Source organism: Vibrio sp. YT-16, from assembly GCF_033337405.1.
Taxonomy (GTDB): Bacteria; Pseudomonadota; Gammaproteobacteria; order Enterobacterales; family Vibrionaceae; genus Vibrio; species Vibrio alginolyticus.
This window is the reverse complement of record NZ_JAWOQQ010000016.1, coordinates 55,149-70,709: the sequence shown is the minus strand read 5'-3', so window position 1 is coordinate 70,709 and position 15,561 is coordinate 55,149. Positions and strand designations below refer to the sequence as shown.

Here is a 15,561-nt window from a genome sequence, read left to right as displayed (position 1 = left end):
CCAGCTAGTCTGGCCTTTATCTCCTTATTTTGATGAATCTCGGAATAGCTCATATGCGTAAATCATCGGGTCTTAGTGCAATAGAGTTTGTGGTTGTACTGATTATCTTAGGTGTAGTCGGTTATGTGGTATTACCAAGATTTATCAGCTTCGAGCCAGAAACTTACGAAGCAAAGTGGGAGCAAACCAAGCAAACCGCAGAGCATGTTTCTGAAACATTGAGCAATAAAGAAACTTACGATCGAATTGAAGAAGAGATTGGTCGTTCAAAAGGGCACAATAACTAGACATTGGTTGTTTTTTCGTCTGTTCACATTTCGAATCGAAAAATTATAAACCTATCATTAATCTCATAATTTCATCGTATACTTATCTCGCTTGTTCTAAGCCTAAGGTTGGGTTATGAAAATTCGCAGCTCTGCATTAGGGTTTACGTTAATGGAGTTAATCCTCGTGATTGTTCTCCTCTCTATCCTTTCACTTTTTGCAGCCAGCCGTTTTATGGGCTCTGGCAGTTTCTCTGCATATGCATTACAAGAACGCGTGATTTCTGTTATTCGCCAAGTGCAGGTGAATCGTATGCAGTCGAATATCAGCATCCCAAACAAGTCTTATCCTGAAAGGTGCCTACCTAGTAGCTACAAAGCTGGAGAGGACTCTAGCTACACTAATTTTTGTTTGTCGATTACAAGCTCTTGCATAGGGTCTAGTGCTGCATGCGGCCTGGCTAGCAAGGAAAAAGACACTCGTAGTGACATGGTTGTTGATAAATCCGCAAAGTTTTCACTGACCAATGCTGTAACTAATCCAATCGAGTTTGATTTATTGGGTAATCCAATAAACTCAGCGAGTGGTGGGGTTTCAATCCTGATTGAAGATAAGCATGGTCGAAGCCGCTGCCAAGTTGAAATTAATACTCAAGGTTATGTTTCAAAAGGTACATGCTCATGAAGAAATCTAGTGGCATGACTTTGATAGAAATGATCATCGCGATTGTTTTAATGGGCATTGCGATGGTGGCGTTTACTTCTTTTCTTGTCCCTCAAATTCGAGATTCCGCCATCCCTCACTATCAAACCCGCGCGGCCGCATTAGGCCAAGGTTTTATGTCACAGATTCTTTCACGAGGCTTTGACCAGTGGGGTGACTTTGATGGTGGTACTGTTCGATGTGGTGAGCCTAAAGACAGCCCTCATCTAGATAATCCTTTGAATTTATGCTCTTCGACTTTAGGTGTGGATACTGACTATGGAGAGGATGCATCAAATCCGAGTTCTTTCAACGATGTCGATGACTATATCGGGTGTTGGAGCACATCTACAACGGCTTCTCAGTGTGATGGTATCCCTAGAGGGAATATTAGTGATGTACTTGGTGCGGACAGTACTGAGCAGTACAAAAACTTTAGATTAGAAGTTAGCGTTGCCTATGATGATCTGACGGATAAAGCTCCCGATGAAATAACCGAATACAAAAAAGTAACATTACGGATTTTTGCGGGGAACACGCAGCCCCTTACTTTAACCGCTATTAAAGGGAACTACTGATGAAAGCTCGTGGTTTCACCTTAATGGAAATGATAGTTACGATTGTGATCGGCAGCTTCATCATGTTGGGTATAGCTGGGTATGTCCAGTTAGGAATGAAAGGGTACGCTGATACTATCGACCGCCAACGAATACAAACACAAGCTCAGTTTGTTTTAGAAAAGATGACGCGTGAAATCCGCCATGCCGTGCCAAATAGTTTTCATGAGCCAACTGGGACAAGCAATTGTTTGGAGTTTGTACCCATTGAATATTCGGGCTTTTATGCTTTTAGTGGTAGTACTCTGGAGTTTCTTATTGGCAACGATACTAAGCTAAAACGTATTCCTAATGAGCGATGGTTGGTGATAAATCCTAGTCGGTATGAAGATCTTTTCCCTAAAAATCCAGATAACCCAGAATCATCTCAACGAATTGAGTTAAAAGAGATATCAAGAGATAAAGTTGATGAGCCTTTTATTGTTTCTGTAGGTGAAAGCAGCATCAGCTCTAGCTCTATTTCTAGCCGTCATTACATTTACCAAGATAAATCTCAAGTCCGTTATTGCTTCGATAGCGGTCAAGTACTTCGTAATAATGTCATTGTCACGGATAGTATTGATACATCAGCGAGTTACATGCGTTATGTTGAGCCAACTCTACAACGTGGTGGGCTAGTACATATTAACTTAGAGTTTTTACAGGATGGGGAGCGTAGTGTGTATCAGCAAGACGTGCAGGTGCTCAATGTTCCGTAAACGAAATCAGCAAGGTAATGTACTTATCGTGGTGCTTTTCGTCATTATTGTGATGGGTTATTTAGCCGCCTCTCTTATGAGAATAAGTTGGTCAAATCAAAGTGGACTAACTCGGGAATTCTTAGGCACAAAAGCTTGGTTTGTTGCTCAATCTGCCAACGAATGGGCGCTGACACAGTTGTACCCGCTTAACGATGATGACCCTGATATCGCAGATATTTGTTTGAATGAGGTCAGTGGTGCAACCCCTAATGTTACAAAGAATACGGCATGTAGGATTAATAAGATGAGTTGTTTAAAGTTGGGGGTTCTGAATGAGGGAACCTCAGAGGCACAGTCTTTATTTAGAGTGCAAGTAACAGCCATTTGTGGTTCAGGACTGTCTCAAGTACAGCGTCAGCAAGAAGTTTGGGTTAGGGATTAGGATAATGAAAAGAATAATAATTACTGCTTTATTCGTCAGTTTGTTTTCTTCTGAAAGTTTTTCTGCTGTTCCAAATGATATGACTCCATATTGGTCGATTAGTCAGGGGAAAATGAAAGCCAGAGGGAGCTTCTGTGGTGGGTATTATTATGATTTTGGCAACTATATTTGTCCCAATGGTCTTACAATGAATGTAGGCCAGTCAGTCAACGCTTACCGTGATATCAACATTCATGTTTATGGTGGTGTTGAACTTAAAGGAAAAAATACTTTAGGAAGCAGTGAACATTCGATCAATATCCTATCCAAGAACAGCGATTTCAAAGGTAAAAATGACATTGAAATTTTTGGGCGTGTGGAGTCTTTCGGTGCAGTTGAACTCAAGAACGATATTAAGGTTCACGGTTTAATCTACGTATCCCACGGAAAGGTGCTTCTTGAAGATGCAGAAGTACAAGGCAATGTTACCAGTTACTCTGATGGTATTGAGATAAAAGGTAAAAGGAATGTCATTAATGGCAGTGTTGAGGGGGCTAAAGACGTAACTCTCTCGAAAGTAACAGTGAATGGCAATGTTACGAGTACGGGTGGACAAATTAAAACGGAGAGCAATGGTAACAGGATTCATGGTGATGTTATAGCGCATGGTGATATAACGTTGAAGAAGACGGTTGTCGAGGGGAAAGTTACAAGTCAAGGCGGTGAAGTAAAGACAGAATCAAATGAAAATGAAATTCAAGGTGATGTTTGGGCACGAAGCAAAGTTACTTTAAAACAAACGAAAGTTACTGGGGATGTAACTAGTGAAGGTCACGAGGTGATCCTAGAGAGCCATAACCAAGTACACGGAAATATTCTCGCTCTACATAAAGTCGATATTAAAAACTCATTGGTTTGTGGCCGGGTAGAATCAACAGGTAGCGAAGTATCGTTGACTAACTCTAAACTCGATCAAAATCGAGGTGTTTATACTCTTAGTGAAGCGATTCAGTCCCACGGGAAAGCCACAGTAAAAAGCTCGACCGTCTGTGGTTCTGTTAACTCAAAATCACATTCTTACGAGTACAATGATAGTGACATTTATTGTGGTGTAGATGATTCCAACTGTCAGCCCCCCCAGACCGGAGAGTGCCCAATAGAGGCTGTAGCCTCACTTTGTCCTGAATTAGTTCCTGTTATTCCGCCAACACAGCAATGTTCACTATTACCAGAAGAAAACTTCAATTCAGGTTCATTGTCAAACTGGTCGGTGATGGGCTTTGGTACCAGTGACGAGCCCCATATCTCTGATGGACGTTTCATCTTAAACTCAAATAAACCAGAGCAGGCAACAGCCTCTGCATATAACTATATTTTTCCGTCAGATCAGAACTATTTAGAGATTGAGTTTGATCACAATGCATATGGTGGGAATGGTGCTGACGGTGTTGCGCTGGTGATTTCTGATGCGAGTGTCCCTCCTCAAACCGGGGCATTTGGTGGTCCGCTTGGTTACGGGATGAAGCTTCTAAAGAATCACTACCCTGAAGTCTCCAAAGATGTAGAAGGCTTTGCTGGTGGTTGGCTAGGTATTGGTATTGATGAGTTTGGTAACTACATTCGTGAAGGGAGCGAGAAAATCGTTTCAAATAGTGTTGCTGATAATGTTGGGGTGCGTGGACAGGGCGTCCAAGATGCGAATGGTAAGTGGTTGAAAGGTTATCCGTATATCACTGGCAAAAAATACAGCAGCTCGTTGGATAATCGAAAAGGTAAAGAGAAACTGCATCGTTATAAAGTAGTTTTAAATTCGCGTAACACCGATACGATAACGCTGGCTGTATTTCGAAAAGTCGGAAAAAATGGCGGATGGGATCCTGTTATCGAAGAGTTTAACGTTTTGGAAAAAGGTGGTTTTAACTATATTCCAGATAACTTCCGTCTGTCGGTAACGGCATCCACAGGTATGCTTACCAATACGCATGATATTGATAACTTCCGAGTCTGTGCGGACAAGTACTCGCGATTAACAGATGGTATTCATCATTTCGAGTTTGACTACTCAGGCTCAGGCAGTACGTGTCAGGCTTCTGATGTGACACTTAGAGCTTGTATGAATGAAAGTTGTTCTGAGCAATATCCTAGAGATGCATACGATGATGGCAGCTTAACGCCTCTCTCTGTCACTTTACTTCCATCTACTGGCAATAATGTTGCCAACTGGGTTGGTGGTACAAATGTACAGTTTGAGAATGAAACTCAGCTTGAGCTGCAAGGCTCAAGAGCTGGCGATATTACTTTGGGTATCGATCAAAGTTCCGTACCACAGTTTGGCTTTGAAGGGGCACGATGTCGAATTAATGGCGGGCCACTATCTGCTAACAACTGTAATGTAACCTTCGCTTCAAATGTGCTTGCGGTGAATGTTAATGATGTAGTTGCTAGTCGCGAAACTACGGGGGAGGACTACCTATCGTTTTGTTCAACTCGAACTGAAGACGGCGGAGAATCTCGCGGTGTTAATATGTCGATTGATTATGAAGTGGCACCGATCGATAGCTCTCAACCTGTCGTGATTTCTTACAAGAAAAAAGTGAAAGATCAGGCTGTGGAATGGAGTTCAAATGTCGAGCTAACCAGAGCTAATAAATACCTGCCTAATGTTTATTTTGATGATGAAGGCAAGGCATTCTTTAAGTTGAGATACTCTGAAGCTGGAAAGGTCAAACTTAAAGCCAGTGTTGAAGGTGTTGATGACTCGGATGGATTCGGCAGCTTCGTTAGTTTTCCTTCAAAACTGAAAGTTACTGCAAAGAGTGGTGATAAGAGCGGAAAGTGCACCAACAGTGAAAATGGCTGTTCTTCGGGGTTTGTTGCTGCTGGTGAAGTTTTTGAGTTAACCATCTCGGCATTGCAAGATGATGATACGGTTGCTGAGAACTATCAAGAGAAGACTATTACGGTTAGTAATAAAGTGAAGTACCCGTCTAATGGTTCATTAGCCAAACTTCTAAATGAGAAGCTACCAGAATCAAGTAAATGGTCTCGTGGCAGTGTGACGTTTGATCAATCGGTTTCAGAAGTCGGTGTTTTCGAGCTTATTGCTGAGGCACCAGTTGCTAAAGATGAAAATGGCGATGATATTGGCACATCTCTATATCTTGGTAGTAATGCATTTAAAATAGCCGATGGTAAGTCAACCATTGGGCGCTTCTATCCGGATTACTTTAAAGTCACCGGGACAGAGTGGACCTACCCTGATAATCAGAATCAATCTGTATATATGGGACAGAATTTTGAATCGGTTAAGTTTGAAGTCACAGCATATAACGCTAACGGTTACACAACTCAAAATTATGGTGGTTTTGCCAATTCTTTAAAAGCAGATTTGTATTTGGCTGGTGGTTACTCAGATAGACTTAGCATTTTGGATTCCGATTTGACTAGTGATAACTGGTCGGGAGCTGTGTGGAGCAAAACTTGGGATAACTCAGTTTATTGGCGTAAAGATTTATCTTTGCCGAGTCCCGATGGTCCATTTAATTCAAAACTACCGGCAGACAAGGATAGTTCCATCGAAACGTCTATTTCGCTTTCACTTAATAATAATGGAACTAAAGTATCTGGCTATGTTGATCCTACGATGTTCTTAAAAGAAGGGCAAAATAGCACTGAAGATAGAATGGTTTCGCAACAGCTACTATCGCAACCTGATGTCAGGTTTGGTCGCATAGCTCTGGATGATGTGGGAGTGAATCAGGGTAAATCTGTTAATATCCCCCTTAGAGTGGAGTATTGGAGAGATACCCGATTCGTTTTAAACAGTAAGGATAACGGGACAACAGTGTCCCCAACTCTAAAAAGCCAGGAGCCAGTTTGGCCTGATGATGGCTCCGACTGCGACATTTTACTTGAAGGCGTCAGAACGACGGTTAACGATGGTGCCATGCGTGAACTTATTGCTAAGCAAGAGCGCGCAGACTGTGGACGTCAACAAGCTGAAGTTTGGCTTAATCTCGACCCTAGTGGTAACAACCTCCCTTGGCTCAAATACGACTGGGACAATGATGGCTCCGAAGAAAACCCATCATCCGTCGTCACCTTTGGTATTCATCGAGGTAACGATCGCGTGATTTACCGTGGTGAGCCAGGGTTAACCGGACAGTAACAACTTAGGTTTTTGCCCTTAAGTTAGGAAACTGCAAGAAATTGAGGCTTTCTGCTCATGTTTGTGTACCAATACCTTGCTGTGACAGCGAGGCATTGGTACATTTAGAGCAATTTTTGTCTTCTATATTTTTGCAGGATGAGCGAAGAGTATGTTTAAGAAACTTCGTGGCATGTTTTCTAACGATCTATCTATCGATTTAGGTACAGCCAACACTCTAATTTACGTAAAAGGGCAAGGAATTGTCCTTGATGAACCTTCTGTAGTTGCTATTCGTCAAGATCGTGTAGGTTCTGCAAAAAGCGTTGCTGCAGTCGGTCACGCAGCAAAACAGATGCTTGGTCGTACACCTGGTAACATTTCCGCTATTCGCCCAATGAAAGATGGCGTAATCGCTGACTTCTACGTAACCGAAAAAATGCTTCAGCACTTTATCAAGCAAGTGCACGATAACAGCATCCTAAAGCCAAGCCCACGTGTTCTTGTTTGTGTTCCTTGTGGTTCTACCCAAGTTGAGCGTCGCGCAATTCGTGAATCAGCACTTGGTGCTGGTGCGCGTGAAGTTTACCTAATCGACGAGCCAATGGCGGCGGCAATTGGTGCTGGTTTACGTGTATCTGAGCCGACAGGTTCAATGGTGGTCGATATCGGTGGTGGTACAACTGAAGTTGCCGTTATCTCTCTAAACGGTGTGGTTTACTCATCGTCTGTACGTATCGGTGGTGACCGCTTTGATGAAGCTGTGATCAACTACGTACGTCGTAACTACGGCAGCTTGATTGGTGAAGCAACGGCTGAAAAGATCAAACACGAAATCGGTTCTGCTTACCCTGGTGATGAAGTTCAAGAGATTGAAGTTCGCGGTCGTAACCTTGCAGAGGGTGTGCCACGCAGCTTTAGCTTGAACTCAAACGAGATCCTAGAAGCGCTTCAAGAGCCGCTATCTGGCATCGTATCAGCAGTCATGGTTGCACTAGAACAGTGTCCACCAGAGCTTGCTTCAGACATTTCTGAAAACGGTATGGTACTAACCGGTGGTGGTGCACTACTTAAAGACCTAGACCGTCTACTAATGGAAGAAACTGGTATTCCTGTGGTTATCGCGGAAGATCCACTAACGTGTGTTGCGCGTGGTGGCGGTAAAGCACTAGAAATGATCGACATGCACGGTGGCGATCTGTTCTCTGAAGAATAAAGGTTTAGGTGAAGCTCATGTCGGGCTTCACCTTCATTTCTGCTCTCTCTGTAATTCAAACATGCTCCATACCTAAAAGTATTTAGTTAAGTATTTTTAGGTTGCCAAGTAAGGCTCAATAATTATGGAAGCAATCAGGTCAAAAACAAGATGAAACCGATTTTCGGCAGAGGTCCGTCTCTGCAATTACGTCTGTTTTTTGCTGTCATCGTGTCGGCGAGCTTAATGCTGGCCGATAGTCGTCTAGATACGTTTTCCAACGTTCGATACCTACTAAACAGTATGGTTGCACCGATTCAGTACGCAGCGAATTTACCTCGTAGTATGTTCGATGGCGTATTTGAACGTTTTAATTCTCATCAGGCATTGGTTGAAGGCAATCGCAGCTTAAAGCGAGAAGTGCTACGCCTGAAAAGCGAGCTTATCTTGCTCGACCAATATAAAGAAGAAAACCAACGCTTACGTAAGTTGTTAGGATCTTCATTTGTCCGTGATGAAAAGAAAGTCGTGACAGAAGTAATGGCGGTGGATACTTCACCTTATCGTCATCAAGTGGTGATCGATAAAGGCCGTATTGATGGTGTTTACGTTGGTCAGCCTGTTATCAATGAGAAAGGCATCGTTGGTCAGGTCACGTTTGTCGCAGCGCACAACGCACGTGTTCTGCTGCTAACGGACGCGAAAAATGCAATTCCTGTCCAGGTGATCCGCAATGATATCCGAGTGATCGCATCGGGCAATGGTGAAATGGATGAAATCCAACTAGAACACATTCCAACCAGCACAGATATTCAGGTTGGTGATTTATTGGTGACATCCGGTTTAGGTGGCATTTACCCTGAGGGATACCCAGTCGCGACGGTTACCAATGTGGATCACGATACGCGTCAAGAGTTCGCTTCAATCAAGGCTGAGCCGGTTGTGGAGTTTGATCGCTTACGCTACCTACTGCTGATTTGGCCGAATGAAGACCGTCAACACAAAGTACTGCGGTCCAATGTAGATGAAGGGTTAGAGCAAGAACAAGAGGTAACCGATGGCCAATAATGTATTGAGTAGCCGAATGGTGATTGGCGTCAGTTTCTTCGTTGCACTGGTACTGCAAACCATTCCATGGCCAGGTGTGTTAGATGTGTTACGCCCTTCATGGTTGTTCCTTGTTACGTGTTATTGGGTGTTGGCACTACCGCACCGAGTGAACGTCGGAACTGCGCTAGTGCTAGGCTTATTGTGGGATATCTTGATCGGCTCAACGCTTGGAATTCGTGGCATGATGATGTCGATCGTTATCTACCTCGTTGCGCTGAATTTCCTGTTGATTCGTAACATGGCATTGTGGCAACAGTCGATTTTAATTGCCTTTTTTACTGCGTTATTGGAAGTTTTGATATTCTGTGGGGAATATTTGAACCAGGACGTAGTATTTAATCCATTATCTCTGTGGACGGCGGCAATAAACTGTATACTTTGGCCATGGATGTTTTTATTAATGCGACGAGTTCGTCGTGCATGGCACGTAAGGTAAAGCGGTGAAGAAAAGCTTATCTCTCGTTCTCGCATCGGGTTCTCCGAGAAGAAAAGAGCTGCTTGCTCAACTGGGTTATGATTTTGAGATCGTATTGCCTGATATTGAGGAAGCCAAACAGGCTCATGAGCAAGCACGAGATTACGTGTTGCGTCTTTCTTTGGAAAAAGCTCAGGCAGGCTTAGCGTTGGCTAAGCCTGATTCCGTTGTATTGGGCTCTGATACGGTCGTGGTATGCGATGACCGTGTGCTAGAAAAACCAAAAAGTTTTGAAGATTCAAAGCGTATGCTTACTGGCTTATCGGGTCGTCGTCATCAAGTGATGACTGCGGTGAGCGTTGTATCATCGGAACAACAACATTCAGTGGTCGTTACCACTGACGTGTGGTTCAAACCACTGACTCACGAAGAAATCGAACAATATTGGCAGTCAGGAGAGCCATGCGATAAAGCTGGAAGTTATGGTATTCAGGGACTCGGAGGGCGATTTGTCACCCGAATCGAAGGCAGTTATCACGCTGTAGTAGGCTTACCTTTGTTCGAAACCGATCAGCTAATTCAAGAATTTTTATAATTGTTTTGAGGTGTGCACATGAGTGCAGAATTGCTGCTTAACGTGACCCCGAGTGAAACTCGTGTGGCCATGATTGAAGGTGGAGTACTACAAGAAATACATATCGAGCGCGAATCGCGTCGCGGTATTGTGGGCAATATATACAAAGGCAAAGTAAGCCGAGTGTTACCAGGTATGCAGGCGGCTTTCGTCGACATTGGTTTAGATAAAGCGGCATTTTTACATGCGTCAGATATTGTTCCCCATACCGAATGTGTGGCAGAAAACGAAAAACAGCAGTTTCAAGTCCGTGATATCTCTGAGCTGGTACGCCAGGGACAAGACATTGTTGTGCAAGTGGTCAAAGATCCGCTCGGCACGAAAGGTGCGCGTTTAACGACGGATATCACCTTACCTTCGCGTTATCTTGTTTTTATGCCGGGGGCTAGCCATGTCGGTGTTTCGCAGCGTATTGAAAGTGAGAAAGAGCGTGAGCGTTTGAAAAAGGTGGTGAACCATTACTGCGATGAGCACGGTGGTTTTATCATTCGTACCGCGGCAGAAGGCGCTGATGAAAAAGAGCTCTCTCAAGATGCGGCATTTCTAAAGCGTTTGTGGCTAAAAGTCATGGAGCGTCGCTCAAAATACAAAACGCGTTCAACACTTTACGGTGAACTCGGCTTAGCTCAACGCATTCTGCGTGACTTTGTTGGCACAGAGCTCGATAAGATCATGGTCGACTCCCGCCTTGAATATGAAAACCTGAAAGAATTCACTTCTGAGTATGTACCGGAGTTAACAGATAAGCTTGAGCTTTACGAAGGTGACAAGCCAATCTTTGACATGTACGACACCGAAAACGAAATTCAGCGTTCTTTAGAGCGCAAGGTCGAGCTAAAATCGGGCGGCTATTTGATCATCGATCAAACCGAAGCCATGACCACCATCGACATCAACACAGGTGCATTTGTTGGTCGTCGTAATCTCGAAGAGACGATCTTCAATACCAATATAGAGGCAACGCAAGCTATTGCGCGTCAGCTACGTTTACGTAACCTCGGCGGTATCATCATTATTGATTTTATCGATATGGCATCCGAAGAGCATCGTCAGCGAGTACTTACCTCACTGGAAACGGCACTTGCGAAAGACCGAGTAAAAACCAACATCAACGGCTTTACCCAGCTTGGTTTAGTTGAAATGACGCGTAAGCGTACGCGAGAAAGTATTGAACATATCTTGTGTTCTGGCTGTCCTACTTGTGAAGGCCGTGGCAGCGTGAAAACGGTCGAAACCGTATGCTTTGAGATATTACGTGAGATTACTCGTGTGAACCGTGCTTACGACGCCGATAATTTTGTCGTGTACGCATCGCCGTTTGTTGCTGAAGCGCTGTTGGGCGATGAGTCTCATGCGTTGGCAGAGCTCGAAGTATTTATTGGCAAGCAAGTGCGAGTTCAGGCTGAACCCCTGTACATTCAGGAACAGTTTGACGTCGTAATGATGTAATTTGGAACATTTGTGAATTCTGGTGTTAACCGTTTTGGGCGTTTTTGTGCGTGGAGTTTAGTTACTGTATTGGTGTTATTAGCCATATTAGTGACCACGCTGCGCGTCACATTGCCGCAACTTAACCATTTCCAAGATGAGATCAAAACCTGGGTCAAACAAGGCACAGGTTTTGACGTTTCTATTGCCAATGTCGCAGGGACGTGGCGCAATAATCATCCCTCAATTGCGTTACTGGGTTTAGAGGCAAATCTACCAAACGTGCAAGATGCACGCTTCGCTGTTGAAGAAGTCCAAATTGAGTTCGATCTTATTCAATCTCTTTTTCAACTTAAACCTGTAGTTGCAGACCTTACCATTCATAACCTCGCTTTAGACATTCACACGGTAGACATTCTGCCGACTTCTCATCGTCAAGATCCGAAGCCTGAAGTGGATAAGAGCGAAGTGAAACTCATTGACCAACTCGACTCACTTCTTTTACGTCAGTTCGAAGATTTCACTATTAGCGATTCACGGATTTGGTATAAGTCTGTGTCAGGTGAAACTCGCCGTTTAGATATTGAGCAGCTTCGTTGGAGCAATCAAGGGAAACGTCACGTAGCCGAAGGCACGGTTAGCATTGCCGATGTTCGCCTGAACTCATTGTTAGTAAGCGCTAACTTTAAAGATCATGGCTCGTTGCGTGATGTATCTGGTGAGTTTTACGTGAGTGCTCAAGATGTCTCGGTCACACCTTGGCTGACCACTTACATGCAAGAAGAGTCAGGAGCAGAGTCGGGTAAAGTCAGCTTAAATACTTGGCTAACGCTCAAACATAGCCAACCGCATGATGCTTATGTTGAATTGCTGCCTTCCGAGTTGGTGTGGAATGAAGATGGACATCATGAGCTGTTTATTGAGTCTGGAATTTTCAATCTTCGACCAGATAAACAAGGCTGGAAAGTAAATGGCCACTCACTTCAGATCAGAACCGATAATACCCCTTGGCCAGAGCTAGACGTCGCGTTTGATTGGCAACCAAACGGCTGGATGCTTAATCTCTCTCAACTCGACATCGAAGCACTCATTCCGCTCATCAAGCTGGCTCCGGAGTCAGAGTCGACCAGTGACCTTATTAACAAACTAGCACCGAAAGGTCGGGTCGAAGATGTCCGATTGTCAATGAACGGTGGTTTAGACACCTTACGCTACTCGGCTGAACTGGATGAACTCGCGATGACACAATGGGAGCTCCTACCCGGGTTTCATCACGTACAGGGCAGCGTATCGGGGGATGTGAATCAAGCTAAAGCAAAAGTCACCGTCATTGATGATGTCTTTCCGTACGGTGATGTATTCCAAGCTCCGCTGAATATCAAACAAGGTGAAGTCGATATTATCTGGCAGCAAGATGATGCGGGTTGGCGTTTGTGGTCGGATAAAGTGACGGCAGCAACGCCTGATCTTCAAGTTTTGGGGGCATTTCGTCTTGATTTCCCAAAAGAACAAAGCCCATTTTTATCGTTCTATGCCGAAGCGGATCTCTACAACGCGGGTGAAACATGGCGCTATCTACCGACTCTGGCACTTGGACAAGACTTGACCGACTATCTTTCGACCGCGATTCAGGGCGGAAAAGTGAATACAGCGAAATTGTTGTGGTATGGCGAGTTAGGTGATTTTCCTTACAAAGAACATAATGGCATGTTCCAAGCTTGGGTTGGATTAAAAGACGCGAAATTTAGCTTTGATACGGCATGGCCAACCATCACGGATTTGCAGCTAGACTTGCTGTTTGAAAATGATGCCATGTATTTGGATTCAAAATCAGCCACACTAAATGGCGTTCATGCCAAGCGTATCACTGGGCGAATCCCTGAGTTGGCAGAAGGTGGACACATCGAGATTGAAGCGAAAGCAAGCGCGCCGGGTAATGAAGTCCGTGACTACATGATGGCGACGCCATTAGTGGATTCAGTCGGTGCCGCATTGACAGCGCTGCAAGTGAGTGGTCCCGTTTACTCTGAGTTTCAACTCAATATACCGTTTGATTTTGAGAAAGAGTCTCGCGCTTGGGGTTATGCAGATTTAACAGAAAATCGTGTTGATATTGAAGCGCCGCCAATGACGCTTGAAAACGCCACAGGGCGCATCACCTTCGACAATGATGTGGTTACCACATCGGGTTTGTCGGCCGAATTATTACAACAGCCTATCTCTCTTGATTTCCATGGAGAGAGTGCGGAGCAAGGCTACAACGTGACAATTAATACACTAGGAGATTGGGATGTCGAGCCTCTCAAACCCTATGTCGGTGAGCGTTGGTTAAACCTTGTTTCTGGCCATGCGCCGTGGCAAATGGACATTGACTTGCAACTCAATGATGTTGGTTTCACTTATCAGCTTGAAGTGCTGGCGCAGCTAAATCGTCTGGCTAGTCAATATCCTTATCCTTTAGCGAAACAAATTGGCGAGTCTGGGCAAGCGAAACTGCAAGCATCCGGCAACCAAGAGAGTATTTCAGCAAGACTACAGATCCCAAATGTGAAGTATCAAACTGAGATAGATATCGCTGGCGATGTCCCGGTTCTGACTGCGACTCATTTAATGGTTGGCAAAGGTGGCTTCCGGATTAGTCCTATTGTCGGGCACGATGCTTCGGTGCGTGTCGAAGAACTGAATTTAGACCAATGGGCTGAGCTTGCGCAGGTCTCTGAGAGCAAGCCTTCATCGTCTGTTTTGGCAAGCATGAAAACGCCGACCATTCCATTGCCGACACGCATTGAAGTTGAAACGCCAAACTTACAGCTCGGTGGGATTGAGTTTCATGATGTGGATTTTTCAGCAAGCAAGAAAAATTTGAGTTGGCAACTCGATGTGGACAGTCAAGAGGTTAAAGGGAAAGCTAACTATCTGAAACCCTATGATCTATCGGTCTCTTTAGAGCACTTGCATCTGTACATCCCAGGGTTTGAAGAGATGACCAAAGAGCGCAGCTCAATCTTTGCGAGTGAAGATCAAAACGCACCTTTGATTACCAATTTTGACCGCAAGTTTCACGCTGAGATGCCAAACTTAACTTTGAACATTGATGATTTTTGGCTGCAAGGCTACAAAGTGGGCAAAGTGAATGTTGATTTGCAGCGTCGCCAGAACCGCTTGGAGTGGAAAAATATCACCTTTAGTAGCGGCAAAAACCGCATTGATATGAGTGGTTGGTGGGACCTGACGAAAGAGAGTAGTCATTCCAACTTAACCATGAAAATGAAAGGTGATAACAACACCGATCTTATGGAGCGCTTTGGTATTACATCAGGCATTCAACAAGCACCATTTGAGATCAATGCCAATATGGAATGGGACGGCGCACCTTGGTCAATGAAGACACAAACCTTGCAAGGAAACGTCTCAACGGAATTTGGTAAAGGCGTGATCAGTGAAGTTAGTGGTGCGGCACGCTTGTTAGGCTTGTTTAGCTTGGATTCTATCATCCGTAAGATGCAGCTCGATTTTACCGACGTATTCGATAAAGGCATGGCATTCAACTCGATCACGGGAACGGGCAAAATCCAAGACGGTGTGTTTATCACCAATGATATCGTAATGGATGCGTTAGCAGGGGAAATGCAAATCCGCGGCATCGCTAATATGAACAGCAGAATGGTTGATGCGGAAGTGAAATTCACACCAGACATCACATCAGGCCTACCAATGCTGACCGCGTTTGCCGTTGCGCCTCAAACTGCTTTGTATGTCTTGGCCATCTCTACGGTGATATCTCCGGTGGTTGAGGTCTTCACTCAAGTCAATTATGAAGTGAAAGGCCCACTAGATTCACCAACGGTGAAAGAAATTTCGCGAAGTAAAGGTGAATATAAGCTGCCAGAAAAACTGCGTGAACAGGCCAAATAACTCACCGAATATAATGGAATAGGGAGGAAA

Annotated in this window: 12 protein-coding genes; all 12 read left to right on the top strand. The window is 44.4% G+C overall.

Annotated elements, in window-relative coordinates:
- Positions 1-53 precede the first annotated feature (53 nt).
- A complete protein-coding gene (locus R7F07_RS20610) occupies positions 54-287 on the top strand; it encodes an MSHA biogenesis protein MshA (RefSeq protein WP_171343296.1) in 234 nt (77 codons plus the stop codon).
- Positions 288-402: 115 nt separating this feature from the next.
- On the top strand, positions 403-951 hold the full coding sequence (locus R7F07_RS20605; protein WP_171343295.1) for a type II secretion system protein: 549 nt from the start codon (positions 403-405) through the stop codon (positions 949-951).
- Positions 948-1,547, top strand: coding sequence for a type II secretion system protein (locus R7F07_RS20600; RefSeq protein ID WP_171343294.1), 600 nt, complete (start codon positions 948-950; stop codon positions 1,545-1,547). Before R7F07_RS20605 ends, R7F07_RS20600 begins: the two co-directional genes overlap by 4 nt.
- The gene (locus R7F07_RS20595) at positions 1,547-2,284 is read left to right on the top strand and encodes a PilW family protein (RefSeq protein WP_054575323.1); all 738 of its coding nucleotides are present in this window, start codon (positions 1,547-1,549) and stop codon (positions 2,282-2,284) included. Before R7F07_RS20600 ends, R7F07_RS20595 begins: the two co-directional genes overlap by 1 nt.
- Positions 2,274-2,708 carry an MSHA biogenesis protein MshP gene (locus R7F07_RS20590; RefSeq protein ID WP_048626846.1) on the top strand — a complete coding sequence of 145 codons (435 nt, stop codon included), beginning with the start codon at positions 2,274-2,276 and terminating at the stop codon, positions 2,706-2,708. The genes R7F07_RS20595 and R7F07_RS20590 overlap by 11 nt, the downstream gene beginning before the upstream one ends.
- 4 nt (positions 2,709-2,712) lie before the next feature.
- Entirely contained in the window at positions 2,713-6,855 is a 4,143-nt protein-coding gene (locus R7F07_RS20585) for a DUF6701 domain-containing protein (protein WP_196333402.1), read from the top strand.
- A gap of 151 nt (positions 6,856-7,006) precedes the next feature.
- A complete protein-coding gene (locus tag R7F07_RS20580) occupies positions 7,007-8,050 on the top strand; it encodes a rod shape-determining protein (RefSeq protein WP_005381144.1) in 1,044 nt (347 codons plus the stop codon).
- A gap of 150 nt (positions 8,051-8,200) precedes the next feature.
- Complete coding sequence (gene mreC / locus R7F07_RS20575) at positions 8,201-9,097, top strand: rod shape-determining protein MreC (protein WP_005381142.1); 897 nt, start codon at positions 8,201-8,203, stop codon at positions 9,095-9,097.
- Entirely contained in the window at positions 9,087-9,575 is a 489-nt protein-coding gene (mreD, locus tag R7F07_RS20570) for a rod shape-determining protein MreD (RefSeq protein ID WP_005381141.1), read from the top strand. The genes mreC and mreD overlap by 11 nt, the downstream gene beginning before the upstream one ends.
- Before the next feature lie 4 nt (positions 9,576-9,579).
- Positions 9,580-10,149 carry a Maf family protein gene (locus tag R7F07_RS20565; RefSeq protein ID WP_025767607.1) on the top strand — a complete coding sequence of 190 codons (570 nt, stop codon included), beginning with the start codon at positions 9,580-9,582 and terminating at the stop codon, positions 10,147-10,149.
- A gap of 18 nt (positions 10,150-10,167) precedes the next feature.
- Entirely contained in the window at positions 10,168-11,637 is a 1,470-nt protein-coding gene (gene rng, locus R7F07_RS20560) for a ribonuclease G (RefSeq protein ID WP_005381138.1), read from the top strand.
- A 12-nt stretch (positions 11,638-11,649) separates the two neighbouring features.
- A complete protein-coding gene (locus R7F07_RS20555) occupies positions 11,650-15,531 on the top strand; it encodes a YhdP family protein (protein ID WP_171343293.1) in 3,882 nt (1,293 codons plus the stop codon).
- The last annotated feature ends 30 nt before the right edge of the window (positions 15,532-15,561 follow it).